At 60.2% G+C, this 22,806-nt stretch carries 17 protein-coding genes and 1 pseudogene; 11 read left to right on the top strand and 7 right to left on the bottom strand.

Going from position 1 to position 22,806, the window contains the following annotated elements:
* Positions 1-71: 71 nt before the first annotated feature.
* The 4 genes and pseudogenes from H6M51_RS22015 to H6M51_RS22000 all read left to right on the top strand — a co-directional run bounded on the left by H6M51_RS22015 (position 72) and on the right by H6M51_RS22000 (position 3,449).
* Complete coding sequence (locus H6M51_RS22015) at positions 72-908, top strand: GntR family transcriptional regulator (protein ID WP_185811957.1); 837 nt, start codon at positions 72-74, stop codon at positions 906-908.
* A gap of 500 nt (positions 909-1,408) precedes the next feature.
* Positions 1,409-1,531, top strand: a pseudogene (locus H6M51_RS24775) (IS3 family transposase); the annotation flags it as partial.
* A 161-nt stretch (positions 1,532-1,692) separates the two neighbouring features.
* A complete protein-coding gene (locus H6M51_RS22005) occupies positions 1,693-2,721 on the top strand; it encodes a four-carbon acid sugar kinase family protein (RefSeq protein ID WP_185811955.1) in 1,029 nt (342 codons plus the stop codon).
* 2 nt (positions 2,722-2,723) lie between these two features.
* Positions 2,724-3,449, top strand: coding sequence for a FadR/GntR family transcriptional regulator (locus H6M51_RS22000; protein ID WP_185811954.1), 726 nt, complete (start codon positions 2,724-2,726; stop codon positions 3,447-3,449).
* Between the two features lie 83 nt (positions 3,450-3,532).
* Here H6M51_RS22000 and H6M51_RS21995 read toward each other — a convergent pair whose 3' ends face one another.
* Genes H6M51_RS21995 through H6M51_RS21985 form a run of 3 tightly spaced genes read right to left on the bottom strand, consistent with a single transcriptional unit; the run spans position 3,533 to position 6,799 of the window.
* Positions 3,533-4,654 carry an iron-containing alcohol dehydrogenase gene (locus H6M51_RS21995; RefSeq protein WP_185811953.1) on the bottom strand — a complete coding sequence of 374 codons (1,122 nt, stop codon included), beginning with the start codon at positions 4,652-4,654 and terminating at the stop codon, positions 3,533-3,535.
* Entirely contained in the window at positions 4,651-5,607 is a 957-nt protein-coding gene (gene pdxA / locus H6M51_RS21990) for a 4-hydroxythreonine-4-phosphate dehydrogenase PdxA (protein WP_185811952.1), read from the bottom strand. The genes H6M51_RS21995 and pdxA overlap by 4 nt, the downstream gene beginning before the upstream one ends.
* Before the next feature lies 1 nt (position 5,608).
* Positions 5,609-6,799: an exo-alpha-sialidase gene (locus H6M51_RS21985; RefSeq protein ID WP_185811951.1), complete on the bottom strand. Its 1,191-nt coding sequence runs from the start codon at positions 6,797-6,799 to the stop codon at positions 5,609-5,611.
* A gap of 198 nt (positions 6,800-6,997) precedes the next feature.
* Here H6M51_RS21985 and H6M51_RS21980 point away from each other — a divergent pair, with 198 nt between their 5' ends.
* The 6 genes from H6M51_RS21980 (at position 6,998) to H6M51_RS21955 (ending at position 13,880) form a co-directional block, all read left to right on the top strand.
* Complete coding sequence (locus H6M51_RS21980) at positions 6,998-7,906, top strand: DMT family transporter (RefSeq protein ID WP_348644565.1); 909 nt, start codon at positions 6,998-7,000, stop codon at positions 7,904-7,906.
* A gap of 23 nt (positions 7,907-7,929) precedes the next feature.
* Positions 7,930-9,429 (top strand): ABC transporter substrate-binding protein, encoded by a 1,500-nt coding sequence (locus tag H6M51_RS21975; protein ID WP_185811949.1) that lies wholly within the window; start codon positions 7,930-7,932, stop codon positions 9,427-9,429.
* A gap of 81 nt (positions 9,430-9,510) precedes the next feature.
* Positions 9,511-10,422, top strand: coding sequence for an ABC transporter permease (locus tag H6M51_RS21970; RefSeq protein WP_185811948.1), 912 nt, complete (start codon positions 9,511-9,513; stop codon positions 10,420-10,422).
* 10 nt (positions 10,423-10,432) lie between these two features.
* Complete coding sequence (locus H6M51_RS21965; protein ID WP_185811947.1) at positions 10,433-11,350, top strand: ABC transporter permease; 918 nt, start codon at positions 10,433-10,435, stop codon at positions 11,348-11,350.
* Positions 11,343-12,962 (top strand): ABC transporter ATP-binding protein, encoded by a 1,620-nt coding sequence (locus tag H6M51_RS21960; RefSeq protein WP_185811946.1) that lies wholly within the window; start codon positions 11,343-11,345, stop codon positions 12,960-12,962. Before H6M51_RS21965 ends, H6M51_RS21960 begins: the two co-directional genes overlap by 8 nt.
* A gap of 27 nt (positions 12,963-12,989) precedes the next feature.
* Complete coding sequence (locus tag H6M51_RS21955) at positions 12,990-13,880, top strand: dihydrodipicolinate synthase family protein (RefSeq protein ID WP_185811945.1); 891 nt, start codon at positions 12,990-12,992, stop codon at positions 13,878-13,880.
* A 700-nt stretch (positions 13,881-14,580) separates the two neighbouring features.
* On the opposite strand, the gene H6M51_RS21950 is transcribed toward H6M51_RS21955, so the two are convergent.
* The 4 genes from H6M51_RS21950 to H6M51_RS21935 all read right to left on the bottom strand — a co-directional run bounded on the left by H6M51_RS21950 (position 14,581) and on the right by H6M51_RS21935 (position 20,480).
* Positions 14,581-16,692 (bottom strand): site-2 protease family protein, encoded by a 2,112-nt coding sequence (locus H6M51_RS21950; protein WP_185811944.1) that lies wholly within the window; start codon positions 16,690-16,692, stop codon positions 14,581-14,583.
* Positions 16,689-18,143: an efflux RND transporter periplasmic adaptor subunit gene (locus H6M51_RS21945; protein ID WP_185811943.1), complete on the bottom strand. Its 1,455-nt coding sequence runs from the start codon at positions 18,141-18,143 to the stop codon at positions 16,689-16,691. The genes H6M51_RS21950 and H6M51_RS21945 overlap by 4 nt, the downstream gene beginning before the upstream one ends.
* A complete protein-coding gene (locus tag H6M51_RS21940) occupies positions 18,140-18,892 on the bottom strand; it encodes an efflux RND transporter periplasmic adaptor subunit (RefSeq protein ID WP_185811942.1) in 753 nt (250 codons plus the stop codon). The genes H6M51_RS21945 and H6M51_RS21940 overlap by 4 nt, the downstream gene beginning before the upstream one ends.
* A gap of 70 nt (positions 18,893-18,962) precedes the next feature.
* Positions 18,963-20,480, bottom strand: coding sequence for a TolC family protein (locus tag H6M51_RS21935; RefSeq protein WP_185811941.1), 1,518 nt, complete (start codon positions 20,478-20,480; stop codon positions 18,963-18,965).
* Between the two features lie 272 nt (positions 20,481-20,752).
* On the opposite strand from H6M51_RS21935, the gene H6M51_RS21930 reads away from it, so the two are divergent.
* The coding region (locus H6M51_RS21930) for a DUF4347 domain-containing protein (RefSeq protein WP_348644564.1) at positions 20,753-22,806 on the top strand (2,054 nt) is incomplete at its 3' end.

Below are 22,806 nucleotides of genomic sequence, written 5' to 3'. Positions count from 1 at the left end.
CAATCCGTTTGATAATAGGGCCCGTGCATCATACAAATGGGCGATTGCACGGAAGAGAGGCACGCGGTCCCTTGACTGAAAAAAAGGCCGGAAAAACACGGGCCGATGGCGCAGAGCCGGGAAAGCTTCGCTATCAGCTGGTCTATGACGCCGTCGTGGATCTGATCCGCGACCGCGACCTTCAGCCGGGCGACAAGCTGCCGAGCATATCAGAACTTGGCGAGATTTCCGGGGTCAGCATGATCTCGGTGCGCCATGCGCTTGACAAGCTGGAACGCGAGGGACGCATCATCCGTCATCAGGGCGTCGGTACATTTGTGGCCGAGCGCCGCATCATGATGGAGCCTTCGCGCTCCGGTGAGCTTTTGCAAACGCTCTCGACCGCAACGCGGCCGGCGGATATGGCCACGCAGTTGATCCATCTGGCGGTGGGAATGCCCAGCGAGGGGGTTGCCCATGCCCTTTCAATTCCCCAGGGGCAGCCGGTCTGGGAGATCCTCAGGCTGCGCAGCCTGCGCGACAAGCCGGCAATCCTGGAACGTGCGATCCTCCCCCTCAACCTGGTGCCGACTCTTGATCAGGAGATGCTGGCGAGCGGCGCTTCGCTCTACCGCTTCCTTTCGGACACCCATGGTCTCAACGATACCCATATCGAGCAGTTTTTCGAAGTGGTCCCGCCGTCGCGGATGGAGCAGCAGAAGCTGAAGATCGGCAACGACGAGCTTGTCGTGCGCATTCGTGGCGTCAGCTTCACGTCGGACGATGTGCCCTTCGACTGTTGGCAGCAGACCTATCGTGCCAGCGATTTCATCTTCAGCATCTCGGGCGTCGCCGAACGTCGGCTGGTGAAGGCCGACAACATTTCCCCTTGGACCGTCACCCCCTTCCCGACGGTCGGAGGAAATTGACGTTGGCGCCGTGTCGGGATCGCCCTGCGATCCCGGCTTAAAGCTGCGATCCGGCTATGCTGGGCGCGGAGAGGTGCCGTTCACCGTGGCTGGTCAGGCTGAGGCGCATGACCAGTCACGCCATGAGGCCACCTTGATCATGGCCAGGCCGCCAAGCGCTGCGTCGGCAGAGCGATGGCGTAGCGGCGGGGATGTGCGCGCGGAAGGGCGCGGACCGCGCGGAAAGCGAGGCGATCGAGACAAGGGAGACCTCGTTTTAGGAGGACCTTTCAGGTTTCACTGTGCCAATAAGGTTGCCGATTGCGTTCAGCATTCCGGCAAGGTGCCGTCTTCGTTGTCATGGGTCCGGTCGGCTGTGGCGGCAGAGCGAGTTCTTGCATCGCGGTGAGGTCTGAAGACCAGCATCTTGAGGGGACGATAGAGGCGAAGGCCGGGCACGGGCGGCTGCACGTCGCCACGCTGATCAAGAAGATGGGCGTCGGGCGACCCATTTTCCGTGCACGCTGGCGGTCAGCAGACCCAATCAGACACGGGCGATGGACGTGATCGAAGTCGTGCAAGGATTTCTCTATCTCTGCGCAGTTGCGGACTGGTGCAGCTGGAATGTCCTATCATGGCGGTTGCCAACTGACTTCCTGATCGTCCGTGGTTGGGCGAAAGAGTTCTGCGCTGGTGGACAAGCGGGGCATCGATTGTTTCAGGCAGGATTTGTCAGTGAATGATTGCATTCCCATGAAAATAAAGCCATCTTTGTGTCGCAAAGATAACAACTAGGAGCTCTGTCGTGCTCGTCATCGTTGCCGACGATCTTACCGGCGCACTGGATACGGCCGCCCCTTTCGCGGCGCGAGGGCTCCACACGGAAGTTGTCCTGAAACTCGGTGCCGTCGCTCATGGGCTGGCTTTGTCGCCGGACGTTCTTTCCATCAATTTGGCGACCCGCGAGAAGTCTCCGGAGGAGGCGTTCCGGTTGATGCGGCACGTCATCGGGCTTCTTCCTCGTCGAGTTCGTTTATTCAAGAAGATCGATTCTCGGCTGAAGGGTCACATTTCCGCTGAGCTGGACGCCATTACCTATCAGCGTGCCCTGGTCTCCCCTGCCATACCTGCATTCAAACGGGTCGTTCTCAATGGATCGATCGAAGGCTTCGGCGTTGCGACTCCGATCCCGATTGTTGACGTGCTGGGGCAGCATGCAGTCCGCGCGCTCATTCCCGATGCGCTGGCAGACGGTGACCTGATCAGGGCACTGGAAGTAGCCGAGGCCAGCCATGTCGATCTTCTGGTCGGAGCAAGGGGACTTGCCGAGGCGCTCGCTTTCCGCATGACGGGGCGCGCCGATGCGGAGCTCGTTGCTCCGCCTGCGGGAGCGGGCCTTTTCGTCATCGGCTCGCATGATCGCATTACCACCGAGCAGGTAGAGCAATTGCGACGTCTTGATCTGGTCGCTTTCAATCCAGCTCCCAACGGTGTCATGGCGCCTTCTGCACCAGATCCGGCCCGCGTGGTCCTTGTGCAGGCGACGGGGGGTGAAACGCAGATTTCATCGGAAAAAGTCTCTGAGAATCTCGCGCGGAGCGTTCATCCTCGCTTGACGAGTCAGGCGCAAACCATGCTCCTGTGTGGAGGGGCGACGGCCGAAGCGGTTCTGGATAACATGGGCATCGAGTGCTTCCGTCTGGAGGGCGAATGCATGCCGGGCCTGGGGCTGGCTCATGCCAGAGGCCAGTGTATCATCGCCAAGTCCGGTGGATTCGGGCAGCCGGACACCTTGGTGAAGCTCGCTGAACAATTGCATGGGGGCAGGCGCTGACAATGGGACTGCAAAGCGGAACGGCGCGCAAGAGCCTTGCGGATCTGGTTTTCGAGCGCATGCATCGGGCGATCAAGTCCGGATCTTACCAACCGGATGAGCGGCTGCCGACCGAACACGATCTGGCCATCGAGTTCGAGGTGTCGCGTCCCATTATCCGTGAAGCCCTGCGCCGGCTGCGCGAGCAGGGTTTCATCTATTCGCGGCGCGGTGCCGGCAGCTTCGTGCGGTCTGTCGGCATGAAACAGCCTCTCGGCTTCGGGCAGTTGGAGAATGTCGCAGACCTTCTCAACTGCTACGAGTTTCGCCTGACGCTCGAGCCTGCTGCCGCAGAAGCGGCAGCCATGCGCCATACGCCGGCCACACTCTTAGCGATCCGTGAGGCTCTCGAACTCATGCGAGACGCGACCAATCGCCAGGCGCATCGGGAGGATGCGGATTTCCAGTTCCATCTCGCTATCGCACGTGCCGCCAATAACACTTACTTCTCGACGGCTATGGAAGCCCTGAAGGACCACATTGCCGTCGGCATGCGTTTCCACGGCGTCTCGGTCAAACGTGACACGGCCGGGCTGTCGCGGGTGTTTGCCGAGCACGAAGCGATTGCGGTGGCGATTGCGGCAGGTGAAGGCGCCCGGGCCAAACAACTCATGCATGCCCATCTGACCGGTTCGCGTGCGCGTCTGTTCCAGACGAGCGCTTCACTTGCGGCTCCGCCGGAAGCCTGAGCCCATGCCGCCAGGCATCCAAAATCCCGAAACAAGAAAGGGGCCGCCTGGCCCCTTTTCATTTCGTTGCGATGCGCGACTGCTCAATAGGCCGCTCGATAGATCGCCAGCACGTCCTCGGCTGCCATGTCGGCCGGATTGTTGTCCATTAGGCGCCGATTGGCATGCGCTTCCGCTGCATATTCTGCGAGAGCGTCTTCCTTCGCGCCATGACGGGAAAGCCGCATCTCTATATCGAGATCGGTGCAGAAGCGGCAAGCGTTTTCAAGCAGGGCTTCTGGCGAGCTGGTGCTGAAGCCGAGTGCCTCGGCGACTTCCGCCGTCTTGTCCTGGACCACCGGCTGGTTGAAGGCGAGCACATGAGGGAAGACGATAGCGTTGGCCAGACCATGGGGCAGACCAAGACGGGTGCCGAGGGGATAGGCGATCGCGTGGCCTGCCGCGGTGTTGACCGGGCCGAGGCAGATGCCGCCATAGTAGGATGCAAGCATCATGCCTTCGCGGGCTTGCGTGTCCGAGCCATCCTTGACCGCGCGGGCGAGATATTTGCCGACCAGGCGGAAACCCATGCGGGCAAAGCCGTCGATCATCGGATGGGCGCGCTTGTTGGTGAAGGCTTCGACGCAGTGGGCCATAGCATCGACGCCCGTGGCAGCCGTGACCGCCGGCGGTACAGTGAAGGTCAACTGCGGATCGAGGACGGCGATATCTGCGATCATGTGGGGACTCTCGACCGCGATTTTGGCACCCTTCACCGGATCGGTGATCAGTGAGCGGATGCCTGCTTCGGACCCGGTGCCTGCCGTGGTTGCGACCTGCACGAGCCGGGTTTTACGTCCGGCCACCTTGTTGGGGCCCGCGACATCGGTGAGTGTCTGTTCACTGTCCCAAAGGACTGCAACGAGTTTTGCGACGTCAAGCACGGAGCCACCGCCGAGACCTATGACCACCTCCGGCTTGACCCGACGTGCCACGGCAAGCGCCGCCTCGAGCGTCGCCGCGTCAGGCTCGCCCGGGATTGCGTCGAAGATTGCGATCTTGCCCGGCAGCTTCAGCCGGTCAACGAAACCTGCTGTGATCGGCGTGGCGATGACGAGTGCAGATGTTGCGTCGGATACAAGGCCACCGACCTCGCCGATTGTACCGGCGCCAACGATCAGCCGGCGCGGCTGGTGAAGGGTGATGGATGCAGTCATCGTTGTCATCCTTGATTGGTTTTTCCAGCGACCAGCCTGCGGGCATAGGCGATGGCGGAATTCATGTTGCCGTGATTGGCGATGCCCTTGCCGGCGATATCGAAGGCTGTGCCATGGTCGACCGAAGTCCGGTCGATCGGCAGTTCTACCGAGACGTTGACGGCCGTGTCGAACGCGACAAGCTTGATCGGGATGTGGCCCTGATCGTGGTACTGGGCCACGACGAGATCGAAGGCGCCGGAATAGGCGCGGTAGAACACGGTGTCGGCGGAGATCGGGCCCTGGACATCGATGCCCTCGGCCCGGGCAGCGGCGACGGCCGGCGCGATCTGGTCGTCGTCTTCCGTGCCGAAGAGGCCGTTTTCGCCGCAGTGCGGATTGACGCCTGCCACCGCGATGCGCGGTTTGTCATAACCGACGCGCTTCAGGTGGTCATGGCCCGCCTTGATCGTTGCCAGAACACGCTCCGTCGTGGCGCGCCGAATGGCCTCCTGCAGCGAGACATGGGTGGAGACATGAATCACCTTCAACCGCTCTGAAGCGAGCAGCATGTAGGCGGCCTTCGAGCCCGTCAGGCTTCGCAGCATGCCGGTGTGGCCATCGTAGTGGTGGCCGGCGAGGTTGAGCGCCTCCTTGTTGATCGGAGCCGTGACGATGCAGCCGATCTTGCCGGCCTCGGCGTCGCGCACGGCTTTCTCGATGAAGCGGAAGGCCGCATCACCGGCCACCGGGCTGAGCGTTCCCCAGGGCAGAGGTGCGCCTTCAACCTCGATATCGACGACATGAGGCGAAAGGTCCAGATCGAGCCCAAGTGCGGCGCGGGCGGCTTCGAGTGTTGCCAGGTTACCGTAGATCCGAGTGGCAGCGCGATCCTGTGCCGACATTTCGGCCAGAGCGCGGACTGATATTTCGGGGCCGACGCCGCAGGGATCGCCCATGGTGATGCCGATGATGCCGCTCATTTCATGCTCCGTTTTCGATACGATCCCAGCCGGGGGCGAGCCGGACATATTTGATCGCGCGTCGGTGGTAGGTATAGGCGATGTGCAGCGAGCCATCCCGATCTGCGAGCAGCCAGGGATAGGACATTTCCTTGTTTCGCCCGTCCGTCGAATCGTTGGAAAGGCATGTGCCCGGACCAGCTTCGATCTGTATTCGCTGCGGGAAGGTCAGGCCCCCATCGCTCGAAATGCAGACGGTGACCGGTGCTCGGGGCACTCCCCAGACAGGCGCACAGCCCCCGGCCGGGTCCGCCTCCGGTCTGTCGTCCTGTTCTCCGAGCTCATCATAAAGAGAGGTCCGACGATCCGGGGAGGCCGCGGCATTGACAGGATTGCAGATAATCGCAATTCGGCCGTCATCGAGCGTGATCGCTGCGATGGAGGAGTTGTTGTTCGGCAGGTCGGTCGGTGCAGGGATCGTCCAGGTCAGGCCGTGATCCATGCTCTCGGCGCGGTAGACGAAGTCTGCCTGGCGACGACGAAAAAAGGCAGCTGTCCTGGGCGCGCCCAGGGACACCGGAGACATGTGCACGCAGCCGATCGAATGCGGGAGCTCATCGAGTGACCAAGTCGCGCCAGCGTCCCTGCTGATCCCGATCGCTGCCGTGTCGTGGCTGCCATTCCATTTCTGCCCGGGGCGCGGGATGCACCGGAAGATGGGAAGAAGCCAGGCGCCGTCGGCGCGAATGACCACCGGCGCGCGCACGAAACTGCCGCGTGGCAGGTCGAGATAGCGCCCCTCCGCAGCCGTCAGTCGGGTCGGGTCAGCAGCATCCGTCGCAATCTCCGTCATCCTGATCCGGCACTCGTCCTGGTTTCCCGAAGGCTGTGAAGTGTGGATCAGAAGCAGACGGCCGTCGGGTGCCTGGAACAGGACGGGGTTCTGCTCGGAATGGTCAGGATCTAAGCTCAGCCGCTGCGGCGGTCCCCAGGTCGATGCGCCTTCGGTCAAGACAGAGGCGTAGATGGAAATGTCGGACTTGCCTTCGAGTGATCCGCCGAACCACGCGCAGATCAGACTTCCGTTCGCCAGACTGTGCAAGAAGGATGCGTGGTTCTGAACCATCGGTGATGGAAGAAAGGCCTCCATCCGGCCTGCCTCGGTCGTGGTGAGTGCGCCGGTCATGCGCCGGGCGATGTCATCAGGTGTCATGGAGCACTCCTCTCAGCCTCCGAAATCCGCTTTTTCAACAAAGTTGTCAAGTTTGTTTATGTCGTAAACATGGATCACTCGCTTGAGTAGTACCTGTAAATAATTGAAATAAATTGATTTATCATGGTGATGAAGCTTGGTAGAATTTTACATTGCAAAATCATTTGACAAAGAAAGGTGGAAGTTAGATGGTTGGGCATGCCGACGAGGAGGTCGGCCCGGGAGGGTATCATGCAGCGTGAAGAGAGGCGCCAACGGGTTTCCGCAGCAGTGCTCTTTGCGATCGGGGCTGCTGTGCTGGCGGCGTCCGACGCCGTGATCGTGCGTGCGCTGGATGGTGCCGTGCATCCCTTTGTTATTGCCTTTTTTCGGGCTCTTTTCGGAATTGTTCTCGTGCTGCCTTTCGTGGCTCTGAGGCCGCGCGTTCTTAAGTCGAGTTACGCGCTTGGCCAGCATGCCGTGCGGGCTGTATTCAAACTCTTGGCCATGGTGGCCTTTTTTGCGGCCTTCAGCATCGGGCCGCTGGCGGATGTGACGGCCATCGCCTTCATGTCGCCGATCTTCGTCGTCCTCGGGGCGGCCCTAGTGCTCGGTGAAAGGCCAGGGCTTGCCATGTTCTCGGCAGTGTTGGTCGGGTTTTTGGGTGCAGTGATTGTTGTCGGCCCATCTGCGTCGGGTTTCACGGTGGCCATCGGTCTCGCGCTCGCCGGAGCGCTACTGCAGGCCGGTATTCAGCTTGTCCTGAAGTCAATGTCGCGCGGTGACGCCACGTCGACCCTCGTCGTGTGGAATCTGCTGCTGACCGTGCCGATTTCGCTCGTGATGGCGGTGCCCTTTTTCATCATGCCGGGAAACCGGGAGCTGGCGTTGCTGGCTCTTCAGGGTGTGGTCGGCACAAGTTGCATGGGCCTCATGACGCATGCCATGTCACTTGCCCCCGCCAGTGTCGTCGCACCCGTGGATTTTCTGCGGCTGCCCCTCGTGGCGCTTGGCGGTTTTGCCCTGTTCAACGAAACCATCGCCCTGACCACCGTGGTCGGTGCCGTTCTGATCTGCCTTGCCGCGCTCATGGCTGCGCGCTCGCGGGGCGTCAAAGCTTCAAACTGAATTCATCTGGGAGGAGAATGGAAATGAGAAAGACTGCATTGTTGTGTGCCCTGGTCATGGGCACGTCCCTATCGCCAGCCTTTGCCGGTTCCGGCCCGATCAAGGTTGTGCTTGCAGAAGAAGCCGATCTGCTCGAGCCCTGCATGGCGACGCGCTCCAACATCGGCCGCATCATCATGGAGAATGTCAGCGAGACGCTGACCGAACTCGACATCCGTGGCGGCACCGGTGTGCAGCCGCGTCTCGCTGAGAAGTGGGAGCAGAATGCCGACGGTAGCTGGCGCTTCCATCTCCGCCAGGGCGTTAAGTTCTCCGACGGCACGGGTTTTGATGCCAAGGACGTCAAGCACAGCTTCGACCGCATCATGAGCGACAAGAACACCTGCGAGTCGCGTCGCTACTTCGGCGGCATGACGGTGACCCCGACCGTCGTGGATGACTACACGATCGACTTCAAGGCTGATCCGGTTCAGCCGATCCTGCCTTTGCTGCTTACCCTGGTGACCATTGTTCCCGAGGAAACACCGCTCGAGTTTGTCCGCGAACCTGTTGGCACCGGCCCCTACAAGCTTACCAACTGGACCCCCGGCCAGCAGATCGTTTTGTCGAGCCGTGACGACTACTGGGGTGCAAAGCCCGAAGTGACCGAAGCGACCTACCTGTTCCGTGCCGACCCGGCTGTTCGCGCCGCGATGGTACAGGCCGGCGAAGCCGATCTTTCGCCTTCGATCTCGCAGGTCGAGGCGACGAATCCCGCGACCGATTTCTCCTATCTCGACAGTGAAACCGTCTATCTGCGCATCGATCACAACATCGAGCCGCTGAATGACATCCGCATCCGTCGTGCGCTCAATCTGGCCATCGATCGCGAGGCTTTCCTGGGCACTCTGCTGCCTGACAGCGCCATTTTGGCAACGGCCATCGTGCCGCCGCCGACACTCGGCTGGAACAAGGACGTGAAGGTTCCGGCCTATGATCCCGAGGCAGCAAAGAAGCTGATCGAAGAAGCCAAAGCGGATGGCGCGAAGGTCGATACCCCGATCACGATCATTGCCCGTTCTGCCAACTTCCCCAATGTCACGGAGATCATGGAAGCCATCCAGCAGCAGTTGCAGGAAGTCGGTCTCCAGGTCGAACTGAAGTTCGTCGAAGTAGCGGAGCACGAGCAGTATTACTCGAAGCCCTTCGCAGAAGGTCGTGGTCCGCAGCTTGTCGCCGCCATGCACGACAATTCGAAGGGTGACCCGTCCTTCTCGATGTTCTTCAAGTATGCCACCGACGGTACCCAGTCAGGTTTTTCGGACCCGAAGGTCGATGACCTGATCAAGCGTGCGTCCGCTGCCGTTGGTGACGAGCGTGCGAAGCTCTGGTCGGAACTGATCGCTTATCTGCATGACGAAGTGGTCGCCGATGTGCTTCTCTTCCACATGGTTGGTTTCTCGCGCGTTTCCGAGCGTCTGGACTTCAAGCCGACAATGGCGACGAATTCCATGCTCCAGCTGTCCGAGATCAAGATCAAGTAATTGTGGGGCGGCTCCGGCCGCCCGTTTCAAGGCAAGCCATGCGGCGGGATGATCCCACCGCATCGTTTCTCCGAGGATGCCATGCTGAGCTTCATCCGAAAACGTGCCGTGGCCAGTCTGATCTCCCTGATCGGGCTCGTGGTCATGGTCTTCTTCCTGTCCCGCCTGACCGGCGATCCGGCGGCCCTCTTCCTGCCAGTGGAAGCCTCTGAGGAGATGAAGAACCAGTTCCGGGAGTTGCATGGACTGAACGATCCGCTGATGGTGCAGTTCGGCCGCTATGTTGGGGATGTCGTGACGGGCGATCTCGGCGAATCCCTGCGCAAGGCACGGCCGGCGCTCGACGTCGTGCTCGAAGCCTTCGTCTGGACGCTTTGGCTTGCCGTCATCACCATGACCCTTGTCACGGTCGCCGCGATTGTCGTGGGCTCGCTGGCCGCCTTCCGGGCCGGAGGTTTCTTCGACCGCTTCTCGTCGATTGTCTCACTTGTCGGCGCCTCAGTTCCCGATTTCTGGCTGGCCATCGTCGCGATCGTCATTTTCGCTGTCAATCTTGCCTGGCTGCCGACATCGGGCACGGGCACCATCTGGCATTGGGTTCTGCCGATCGCCGTGCTCTTTGTCCGTCCCTTTGGCATTATCGTTCAGGTCGTGCGCGGTTCGATGATCTCGGCCCTTTCTTCGGCCTATGTCAAAACCGCACGCGCAAAGGGCGTGAAGTCGACCCCGATCATCTTCGTCCATGCGTTGCGCAACGCCATGCTCCCCGTGATCACGGTCATTGGGGATCAGGCCGCAAGCCTTCTCAACGGCGCCGTCATCATCGAAACCATCTTCGGCTTCCCGGGGGTTGGCAAGCTGATGATCGATTCCATTCTGCAACGCGACTTCAACGTGGTGCTGGCCGCGATCCTCGTGACGGCGCTCGCCATCTTCCTCATGAACCTGCTGATCGATCTCGCCTACGCGGTTCTCGATCCCCGCATCCGCTGAGGAGGCGGTCATGTTCATCGAAGCAACAGCCGTGATCGAGGAGCCGCATGTGGCAAAGCGCATGTTTCGCATGCTGCTCGCCGACAAATTCGCCCTTTGCGCAGCAATATTCCTCTTCGTTATACTGATCATGGCAATCATCGGCCCGAGCTGGCTCGGAGACCTGGCCACCAAGCAGAACCTGCGCGGGCGAAACGCTGCCCCCTTCGATTTCGAGAAGGCCTGGGTCTGGTGGATGGGCGCCGATGCGCTCGGCCGTCCATTGCTCGCCCGCATCATCGTCGCCACCCAGAACACCGTCATGGTCGCGGCCGGTGCCGTCCTGATATCGGCCATCACCGGAACGGTTCTCGGCCTCATCGCCGGCTTTTCCTCGCCGCGGGTCAGCCAGATCATCATGCGGCTTGCCGACGTGATCATGTCCTTCCCGTCGCTGCTGATCGCCGTCATCGTCCTCTATATTCTGGGCTCCTCCATCCTGAACCTGATGATGGTTCTCGCGACCACGCGCATCCCCGTCTATCTGCGCACCACGCGTGCGGAGGTACTGGAGATCCGCGAACGCATGTTCGTCCAGGCGGCGCGCGTCATGGGAGCGTCGAGCAAACGCATCCTCTTCCGGCATATCCTGCCGGTGGTGTTCCCGACCCTTACCACGCTTGCGACCCTCGATTTTGCCTATGTGATGCTGGCGGAAAGTGCCCTGTCCTTCCTTGGCATCGGCATACAGCCGCCAGAGATCACCTGGGGCCTGATGATCAGCCAGGGCCGGCAGTACCTCACCAATGCCTGGTGGCTCTCCTTCTGGCCGGGGCTCGCGATCATCCTGACGACGATGTCGCTGAACCTTCTCTCGAACTGGATGCGGATTGCGCTCGATCCGGTACAGCGCTGGCGTCTGGAAATGAAAGGGTCCAAGCATGGCTGACCATCTTCTCGAAGTCCGCAACCTCTCTGTCGAATTCCATACGGCGGTCGGCGTGGTCAGGGCGGTGCGCGACATGTCCTATCATCTCGATCGCGGCGAGACGCTGGCGATCCTCGGCGAGAGTGGATCGGGCAAATCGGTCTCGTCGTCGGCGATCATGAACCTGATCGACATGCCGCCGGGGCGCATCAGCTCTGGAGAAATCCTGCTGGACGGCGTCGATCTCCTGACGATGCCACTGGCGGCACGGCGTGAGATCAACGGTCGCAAGATTGCGATGATCTTCCAGGATCCGCTCAGCCACCTCAATCCGGTTTATACCGTCGGCTGGCAGATCCGCGAAGCTCTGACCACGCACGGCACGGACAGCACGAAAGCCCAAGCTGAGGCCATTCGCCTTCTCGGACGCGTCGGCATTCCAGACCCCGAACACGCCTTGGACAAATACCCGCATGAGTTTTCCGGCGGCCAGCGTCAGCGCGTGATGATCGCGATGGCACTGGCGCTTCGCCCGGATCTTCTGATCGCGGACGAGCCGACGACCGCGCTCGATGTCACCGTACAGGCCGAAGTGCTGGCGCTTCTCAAGGAGTTGCAGCGCGAGACCGGGATGGCCGTTCTCATCATCACGCATGATCTCGGCGTCGTCGCCGAGATCGCGGACCGAGTCGTGGTGATGGAAAAGGGCGTTCTGGTCGAGGCCGGCACGGTGCGCGAGGTCTACAAGAACCCACAGCATCCCTATACCCGTAAGCTGATCGCTGCAGCACCAGGCAAAGGCGAGATGCATCAGCCGCTGAAGGGGGCGGAGCCGGTCCTCTCTGTGCGGGACGTCCACAAGAATTACGGTGCCTTCGCGGCCCTCAAGGGTATTTCATTCGATCTGCTGGCGGGCGAGACGCTTGCCGTGGTCGGCGAAAGTGGGTCGGGAAAGTCCACACTTGCCCGCATTCTGCTGCGGCTCGATGAGCCGGACTCGGGCTCAGCGCTTTGGAAGGGCAGAGACCTTTTCCAGCTGTCTCCGGCCGAACTCTACAAGCTGCGCCGCGACCTGCAGATGGTCTTCCAGGATCCAACCCAGTCGCTCAATCCACGTATGACCGTCTACCAGCTGATCTCGGAAGCCTGGGTGATCCATCCCGACATTCTGCCGAAGGCAAAGTGGCGGGCGCGGGTCGCCGAGCTTTTGACCCAGGTCGGGCTTGGCCCGGAGCATATGGGGCGATACCCGCACCAATTCTCTGGTGGTCAGCGCCAGCGCATCGCCATTGCCCGAGCGCTCGCGCTCGAGCCGCAGCTGATCGTCTGCGACGAAGCAGTCTCCGCCCTCGACGTCTCGGTGCAGGCGCAGGTCATCGCACTCCTCGACAGGCTGCGCAAGGAAATGGGCATCGCCTTCATCTTCATCGCCCACGACCTGCCTGTCGTGCGGGACTTCGCAGATCACGTCATGGTCATGCAGAAGGGCGAGGTGGTGGAACTCGGGACCGTGCGCGAGATCTTCGAGACGCCGCAGAAACCATACACCCAGGCACTGCTCGCCGCCGGGCTTGACCCCGATCCCGACGTGCAGGCGCAGAACCGCGCCGCACGCCTGAGCCGCGCCTCCTGAACCTGTTTGAATGACCGGAGAATACCGATGTTGAAAAAGGCCTTTGTCGCGCTTGTCACTTGCTTCAACGAGGACGAGACGATCAATTACGAAGCCACGCGCGCCCAGGTCCGCCGTCAGGTCGCCGCCGGTAACAACATCATGTGCGCCGGCACCAATGGCGATTTTACCGCACTCACCTTCGAGGAAAAGGTCAAGCTTGCGGAGGCCGTCGTCGACGAAGTCGGCGGCAAGGTCGATGTCATCGTCAATGCCGGCATGCCAGCGACCTTCGAGACCATCAAACTGGCCAGGGAATTCGATCGCATCGGCGTGACCGCGATCGCGGTCATCACGCCCTTCTTCATCGCGTGCACGCAGGATGGCCTGATCCGGCATTTCTCGACAGTTGCCGATGCTGTGAAAACGCCGATCTATCTCTACGACATCCCAGCCCGCACCCAGAACCACATAGAGCCGGAAACGGCCCGAAAGCTCGCCTTGCACGGCAACATAGCCGGTATCAAGGATAGCGGTGGTGCCAAAGAGACGCTCGAAGCCTATCTCGCTGTTTCCCGGAATGTTCCCGGCTTCGATGTCTATTCCGGCCCCGACCATCTGGTGCTCTGGGCGCTGCAGAATGGCGCGGCCGGCTGCATTTCGGGCCTTGGCAATGCGCTACCGGCGGTGCTGGCCGGGATCCTGAAGGGTTACAACAGTGGGGACATCCCCGAGGCTGAGCGCCAGCAGGCGATCTTCACGGCCTTCCGGACAGATCTCTATGCCCTTGGCTTTGCACCTGCCATGGTGAAGCGCGCGCTCTATCTGCAAGATGCGACAGTGGGTGCCAGCCGACAGCCGGCGCTGCTGCCGGACCCGGAGCAGGATGCGAAAATCGCGCAGATCCTTCAGCGCTATGGCACGGCCGCCAGGGGCTGATCGGCCACTTCCCAGATTTGGAGCTTCGCACCGATCCCCGCTCGTCCCCGCGTGGTCGTTGCGGCAGACTTCTCGCTTCGCATCAAGTTGCGCACCAGCATCGGTGGGGCAATGGTAGAACGTGCCTGGGAAGCTGTCCGGAGAGGTTGAATGATAGCAGCCTGAGCCGGATACGGATTAGAAGTTCTGAAGTCCGGTATTGGCCGATGATGGAGTAGCTGAATAGCCTCGATTGCGCTTTGCTTGGCTCCATGCTTCACCACTGGACACCATGTTCCGGAACTCCGCTGGCCTGCGAAACGCTGCTCAAGCGCTTCCGAAACGGACTTGCTGGAGGTCTCCGTCCAATCAGGCCTCGGCAACCAAAACGACGTTTGTCCATCGGAACATCGAGTCCGATGGCGAAAGTCGTCGTGCGCACTCGGAGGCTTGGCTCACGACACGGGCCCAGTTTGCTAAAACGACCAACCATGCCTTGATGCTCGTTCGGAAGTGCTGGAATTGCTCGGGCCGCCAATCGTTGCGATAACTGCGGCTCCGGACATCCTCAAGTGGCGACACCAAGTGGAATAGTATCAAAGGTGGGGGGAGGACGCAGAGGGCTGCCCGGGTGCAGCTGCGAGCGGGGAAGGTGTCAATCGGACAGTCATCGTTGCAGGCCACGAGGCGTCACCGGGGCAACCCCGCGAGCGGGTGTCCGCTAGAGACTGGCCTCCCTTACGAGAACTTTGGTCACACGGCGCCACAACCGGGTCGCCAGGCTCTCGCTGCGTCCTTCAAGCGATACCACTCCGCGCACGGCCTGGTTCGGTATTTCAATGTCGTCGGTGAGGCTGAGTTCGATGGCAAATATATTGCGATCCGGGGTGAGGCTGTCGCTCGTGGTGTGAATCGATCCACCAAACACCGAGGCCAGTTCAGGCAATTCCAGCTTTCTGGTTGCGTCCGGCGCTATTCGCACAACAGCGACGCTGGCGGTGTCGCGCAGCGGATCGTCCGGGACAAACTTCCCGACACTGCCGACGGAGATCTCTCGGATATCCTGCTCGTTCAGATATCCTCTGGCGACCAGTTCGTTGCCGGAGGTGATGACTGCCAGCCGTCGCTTCTGAGAAATCCAGCTGCCCACTCTGAGGTCTCTCGACATCTCAACCACCTGACCGTCATCTCGGCTGACCAGCCGGAGTTTTTGCATTTCTGCTGTCAGTTCTTCGATGCGTCGCTGCACGGATAGGACCTGGGCTTGCAGAACCATCAGGTTTGAACGGCCATCCCTACTCGACACGGCAGTTCCAAGCCGGGCTTTCAGGCTTTTCAGTTCAATCTCGGCAATGGCGATCTCGGTTGCCAGTTCCGGTCTTTCGAAGGCGATCAGTTCATCGCCTTTCTTCACCTTGCTCAAAGGTTCAAAACTTATATCGGAAATCCTGGCTTCTCCGGGAGGATACAGGATCTGGACATTGCCGGACATGAGAACGGCGGGCGCATAGACGGTCGAACCGAATGGCAGGAGGAGAACTGCAAGTGCCACCGGCGCCACCATGGAAAAGCGCAGCAGCGGCCTTCTCGATCCTCCCCCGCCGATTAGAGCTCGCCAGACCTGCAGCTCACGCAGGACAGGCAAGACGATAAGAAGCCAGATCGTCAAAACGAACAGAATGATCCCGACGATCTTGGCCACAAAACCATAGAGCAGGTAGGCAATGCCCAGCAGGAGAGAGAGCCTGTAGACCCAGGAGGCGAGCCCGAACAGTATGAGCGCTGAAGTCGCGGATCTGGAATAGACATGGGGCGCAGCAAGGCCTTCCGTCACGAAGGTCGTCCGGAGTTTCCAGAGCGCAAGCTGGGTTGCCCTGGATTGAAGATTGGGCAATTCGAGCGCATCCGACAGGATGTAATAGCCGTCGAATTTGGCAAGCGGATTGAGGTTGAACGCCAGGCTGCTGACCCAGCCGAAGGTGGCGATGTAAAACAGGGTGTCTCTGACCGGACCGTCATCGAGAAATGCCCAGACAAAGGTTGCCAGCCCGGCGAGATAGATCTCGACAATCATTCCCGCAGCGCTGATGAGAATACGTTGTCGTTTCGACTTCAGGCGCCAGGCTTCGCTGACGTCTGTGTAAAGCAGGGGAATGAAAACCATGAAGGCGATCCCCAATGTCGGGACGCGACAGCCGTAGCGATGAGCAACAACTGCGTGGCCCAGCTCGTGGCAGGCCTTCAGCACCACCAGAGCAATGCCCATTTGAACGATGCTGAGGAGCCTGAAGCTCTCCCCCGTCGCAGAGATCGTCGTGACCATGTCAAGGGCGGAGAGATAGAGGCCGAGGGCCGCGACGATCGCGATTGCCAGAGTGAACGCCCGCGTAAAGGCGACATCGCTCACGGGTCTCATGAACCGCAGCATCGCCTCCGGATTGAACAGGGGAACGCGGAAAGAGATCAGGCTGCCATAGAGGCGGACAAACCGAGACTGTGCGGGATCAGCCCGCTGGCGCAACTCATTCCACGCCGTTTCCGGCGGAAGTTCGCAAAGATCAGCTTTCTGGAGAAACTGGACGAAGTGCTGAAGGCGATGGGGCGTCAGGTCAAAACCGAAGCGCGCCCTGAAATCCCCAATCAGGCTTTCGTAGGTTCGGCCGGGCTTCCAAAGAGAGATGATCCGCTCACAATCGTTGCTGATACGGAAGAAGCGATGCTGAACGGGATCATGGACCAGCCAATCGCTCGAGACATCTTCTTCGCCAGACGGGGCAATGAACACCAGGTCCTGTCTGATGGCCGGCAAGGTCTGTCTGGCGTCAGCATTCATAGCCCGAACCATTGTCGCACAGAGGCAATGGGTCGGCGAAACAGGTAGAGAGCGAGCGGCACCTGCTGGCCGTAGATCTTGGCGGTCCCTGTCGTGCCGAGCCGCAAGGTTCCGGTTTCACCGGCCTTGGTTGTCGCAATCAGCTTGTAGGACAGACGTCCCAGTCTATCCTGTTCCGCAAGATAGCTGATCTGGCTGATCCGACCTTCCGTGGCATGGAGAGGGGCGGCGTCTGGAAAAAGTTTGACCGGCATGCCGGATGTCAAGGAAATGGAGTCGCTGACATCCAGCAGAATTTCGAACTCGATATGATCGGGATCTGCGATCTCCAGTACACGCTCTCCGATCGAAAACGGGCGCCCGATCAGGGATTTCTCGTCCGTGAAGACGGCTACCCCGTCTGCTTCGGCATTGATTGTCGTCCGCGCGGATCGCTCCATCGCCAGGTTCAGCTCTGCACGCTTGATCGCAACGTCAGCAAGCGAGGGGCCAAGCTCCCGTCCACTCTCCTGCTTCTCGAAGGACATCTGATTGGCCCGCCGAAGCAAAGCTTCACTCATCTCCACCTGCCGTCTTGCGATGGAGACCTGGTTCTTCTCGGCGACGTCGACAAACTTCACCAGGGGCTGCCCCGTCACGACTGCCTCGCCCGGCTCTACGAAAACCCGCTCCACGACGCCTTCCAGGGGCGCCGCTACGATCAGATGCGACTGGCTGACAACCTGAAACGGAGCACTCGCCATCATGGTCGTCGGCATGCACAGGCCGAGCGTCAACAATACGGCCAGGATCGCTCCGGCCTGTTTGGGACGGCTGAAGGGCGTTTTGATCGGGGACCATTTCGAGGCGGAGGCCGTCTGCACCTTCAGTCGCTGCGCACGCCTCGAAAAAATGCCGGCGCAGCGCGTAACGAGTTCCAATTCGTCCCGCTTCCAAGGCTTGCTTCGGGCATAGAGAACGCCAAATGCGGCATCATCCCCGATGAAGACGGGGGTCCAGAGGAGATGAGGAAACGGATACGCATCCAGCGGGCCGGACAGGTCAGTCTTTTGGGTGGGTCCCAGGCTCAGCATTCGAGCATGATCGAGTTCGCCGGCGTCCTCCAGGACGCCGAACATTTCCTCAAGATCTTTGACGAGTGGGGATTGTCTGTTGACGCGGGGAAGCCCGGATATGGCGTCTAGGTGCGCAAAGGGCCTGAAGCTGAACAGGAAGATCTGTTGTGCGCCGGTGATCCTTCGCGTTTCGTTCACAATGACGAGGGCCAGATCGTTTTCCGTTCCGGCACTGGCCACCGTGCTCACAAAGCTGGAGAACACCGTGCTCGAATAGGGTTCCTCCCGCGCATCCTCTCCGTCGTGCGATCGATAGGCCGGAAATTGGTTGAGACCGAGAGGAGAGGTCTTGGCATGAACTCGACCTTCTTTGGGGGGCTGGAGGCGGGTGCTCATCGCAGCTCCCAATCCGCATCGAAGGTTGCTTCGCCACTCATTCCAGGAAGAACACCGTCCGCAGCTTCGGCAAACCTGGCGTAGACACGCAGGGTCTGGCTGGTGGGGTCCACGACTGGAGCGGTTCTCGAAATTACGGCGATCCTGGATTCGCCTGTCTCATCTATCCGGAAGTTGAAGCGCCTGCCGGGCACCATGTCTCTGATCCAGTTCGATGTGACGATCAGTTCGATCTCGGAGCTGCGTATATCGACAATGGTGATGATCGGAGAATTGTCAGACGGTCTCTCATTCTCACGGATATGGAGTTCTTCCACGACGCCGTCGAAGGGTGCCATCAGCACACAGTCTTCCAGTGTGGCGGTTATCGCTTCGACTTCCGCCTGTGCCTGTTCGAGTTGGGCTTCCGCTATTTCGACTTCTTGCGTGCTCCCCGCCTTCAGGCCCTGAAGATACCTGGCGGTTTTGACCTTGACCGATCGTTCCTTGCTCACGGCCTGGGCAGCCGCGAGTCTCGCCTGTTCCGAGCGACAGTCGAATGTGACGAGACGATCGCCGGTCCGAAAGTGCTCACCTTCCCTGAAGTCAATGGCGGATACCTTCGCGCCGATATTCGTCGACAGGGTCGCATGGTTGATCGATCGGATGACGCCGCGGACCGGTAACTGCTCGATTGCCTCGCCTGACGCCGTGGCCGCAGCCCAAGGCAGCGTCACAAAGCATGCAGTGGCCGCGCAGAAGGTCATCATGGACGCTATGATGCGAGGGTGAGTTGACTGTCGACATGGCCTTTTGAAACGGCGCGGCATGCTGGTCTCCCTAGTGTCTCGCTGGCCGTTGAACCTTGCGGGACGCAGTCACGCGTGAATGAAGGTCGGCGTTCCACCCGGACTGAAGGGCGGAGGACAGGGTTTTGATGTCGGCACGGCGATCAAGGCTGACGGGGAGTTCCAGCCCGAGGCTTGATATCAGGCTGCCATAGGCCTTTTGCCTTTCGGCAAAAGAGATATCGTATTTTGCCTCCGCAATAAGTTCGTTCATCTCTTCCAGGATGAGTTCCTGCTCGCTCACGCGCTGCGCTTTGGCCTCCATGCGCATTTGCCTGGTGATGCGTTTTTGGACGGAGAGATGCTTCTGTGCCAGACTGAGCTTCTCGGTGAAGTAGTCCTGCTGCAACAGGCTGAGATAGACCTGTGTGACCACGGCCATCGATAACGCCAAGGCTTGGCGTTCAAGGATTTCTTGGTGCGCTTTGTTGGCCCGTGATCTTGCGGGGTATTCAAATGCTTTGATCAGGCTCCAGCTGACCGCCGCACCGGCCGACATCCAGCTGCCGTCCGCCAGAAACGAATTGCTGCTCTGACTGCGGGTGGCATAGCCGCGAAGGCTCGGAAGTATGCTCAGAACCTGGGCCTTCGCTTCCTGCACGTTGATGCGTTGCTCGTACCAGTTCTGACGCAGTTCCGGCCGCTGCGCCACCGCCACTTCGAGAAGTTCGTCCAGAGGCAAATCCAGCGGCTTCGAGGTGTGGGTCGGGCGGGTCGCATCGAGTGTGAAGGCGGTTCCCGGCTTCAAGTTCATCAGCCTGGCCAGCTCAGCTTTGGCGCCGAGCAGATTTTGTTCCAGGTCGTTGATTGCCTGCTTCACCCTAATCAATTCGCGTTCGGCGTGCAGAACTGTCAGGCGGTTCAGCTGGTCTTCGTTTGACAGGCGCTGGCTGTTTGCGATTGCGGCGTCAGTCCGTTTGCCGAGCTGCTGCAGTCGGTCGATGAGGCGCTGATATGTACTGGCGCGCCAGAATTCGGCCCGCACATCTTCCAGGAGCTCGTGCACCGCTTTCCGCCAGATCTCACGCGATATAAGTACGTCGTCAGCGGCTTGTTGCGCCCTGACGTAGGAGAGGCCGAAGTCGAGGATATCCCAGCTGATGGAGATGTCGCTGGAGCGCTGCCGGCGATCTTGCGATGTGGCAAAACTCCGGTCTCTCGTGTTGCTCAAGAGGTCGAGGCTGGTCGATGCATTGTCGTTGCTGCGCCGAACGTAGCCCGCCTCGATCACGGCGTTCGGCAGCATGCCATAGTGCTCAAGGTCGAGTTTGGTGTTCGCAAGCATCACCTGATCCCTCTTCACGCGGAGATCCAGGTTGTATTTCAGCGCGCGCGCCATCGCCTCTTCCAGGCTGATCGGTCCGGAGATCGGCTCCTGCTCCGCTGTCATGCGAAGAATATTGGCCTGGGCGTTCCGCTGGAACGCAAGATCAGAGCCAGGTGTAGGACGGAGGCTGCATCCAACCAGCCCGACCACCATAAGCGCCGAAACACCGACCTTGAAGAACATTCCTGATCACTTCACCTTTTGACTCGCCTTAAGGGGGGAAACGGTAGGCTGATTCATCATCCTCCCATGCAATTTCTATCCCCTGAAATTTCATGGTAAATTTAGCTATTTATGTTTAACTAATAGTTAAATCTTGCGCTTCTGCATGAAATCTTTTTCAGGGTTTGGGCTGGAAGGTCAATTTTATCAGTCATTTCTTAATGATGTTTTCTTAGATTAGTCGCTCGTTGAGGAGCGATCTTCCTTGAGCAGAGTCGGGAGTGTGTTTCATCATGCCTGGATCCGGTGCGGACCAGCGATGTTTTGGCGCGCTATACGGGAGAGCCGCGAGCAGAGCGCTCCCGCGCGCCGAAATCGAGTTCTGCGAGTTGGAGCCGCGCATCGTGTTCGATGCTGCCGCAGGCGCCATCATCGCGGACTTCGCGTCGGAAGGTGACGACGGACCAATCGACGGGGACGACCCGTTGATGGTTGATCCAGACACTATCGAAAGCGAGCACAGTCCGGCGACCTTGATACCGAATGTTGATCTCGACCACGCAAGGTCGAGGACCGAGATCGTTTTCGTGGATGCTCGGGTGCAGGACCTGGATACGCTCCTTTCCGCTCTTGATCCCTCTGTCGAGATCATCTTGCTGGACGCTGATCGGGACGGCGTTGAGCAGATCGCCGACGTCATGGCTGAGAAAGCCGGCGTCGACGCCGTTCATATTCTGGCGCACGGTTCCGCCGGCCAGCTCCAGTTGGGGAGTGGCATTCTGAATGCCGAGACGATGGATGGCGTCTACGCCGCACGACTCGTGAATATCGGTATGTCCCTGTCACAGGACGCGGATATTCTGGTCTATGGATGTGATTTCGGCGCCGGAGACGTCGGCGCGACGGTCCTCACCAGGCTGGCCTACCTGACCGGGGCGGACGTCGCGGGAAGTGATGACGCGACGGGTCACGCAGATATGGGCGGCGACTGGGATCTCGAACGCCACGTCGGCTCTGTGGACGCGCCTTCTGCGCTGACGCAGCATTCCGTCTCAGACTGGGCCCACATCCTGGCAACGGCGAGTTTCCAGGAGGGCACGTCCGGTTATGTCGGAACGCAGGATACGGAAATCATCGCAGCCTCCCCGACGACGAACATGGGAAGCGCTACCACGCTCTTCGTCGATGACGGCACGCCTAATGACAAGAACATCCTTATTCGGTTCGACGGGATTTTCGGATCTGGCACGAACCTGATCCCCTATGGAGCAACGATCAATTACGCGGAACTGAGGGTCTTCGTCAGCGCGGACGACCCTGCGGACACTGTCGAAATCTACCGCATGCTGACGAACTGGAGCGAAGCCTCGACCTTCAATTCGCTTGTCGGCGGTGTTTCAAGAGACAATGTGGAGGCGAGGAGCCTGGCAACCGACAGCCTGGATGCCGGCCTGAACGGGACCCAGGTGTTCGTCATCACTTCAGACGTTCAGGCATGGTCGAGTGGGGCGGTGAACTATGGGTGGCTGATTGCGACGGGCTCGTCGAGCGCCGACAACTGGGGCATCAGCAGTTCCGAAAACGCCACGGTCGGTGCCAGACCGCTGCTGTACGTCAGCTATACGCCGCCTCAGCCGCCGAGTATTACGCCCTCCGGGGCAACAGCGTCCTACATAGAGGACAGCGCGCCGCAACCGATCGATAGCGGGCTTCTTCTGTCAGACGTCGACAGCGCGAGTTTGTCTGGGGCAACGGTCAGGATCAACAATTTCGTCGCAGGTCAAGACGTTCTGGGCTTCTCGGCGCAGAATGGCATCTCTGGGACGTGGAACAGCACGACCGGTACCCTGACACTCTCCGGCAGCGCCAGTGTCGCTCACTACCAGGCCGCACTTCGCTCCGTTACGTATGAGAACACCAGCGATAGCCCCAACACGACAAACCGGGTGGTGGAATTCGTGGCCAATGACGGCTATCTTTCCAGTACGGCCAAAACCGTCTCTATCGCCATAACCGGCGTCAACGACGCTCCCTCAGGCTCTCCGGTGATTGTCGGAACGGCAGCCGAGAACCAGACGCTGACGGCGGATACGTCGGGCATCACGGATGCCGACGGTCTCGGCGCCTTCAGCTACCAATGGTATCGCAACACGGGCTCGGGCCCCGTAGCGATCGGCGGAGCGACGGGCTCGACCTATACGCTCGGTGACAGCGATGTCGGCGCGGTGATGAGCGTGGCGGTCTCCTATGTCGATGCCCGTGGTACGTCGGAGGGTCCGCTGACCTCGTCGTCGACCGCGACGGTGACGAATGTCAACGACGCTCCCTCAGGCTCTCCGGTGATTGT

Origin of the sequence: Rhizobium sp. AQ_MP (assembly GCF_014237835.1) — a bacterium.
Classification (GTDB): domain Bacteria; phylum Pseudomonadota; class Alphaproteobacteria; order Rhizobiales; family Rhizobiaceae; genus Allorhizobium.
The sequence above is the reverse complement of the archived record's forward strand: the minus strand, read 5'-3'. Positions and strand labels throughout refer to the sequence as shown.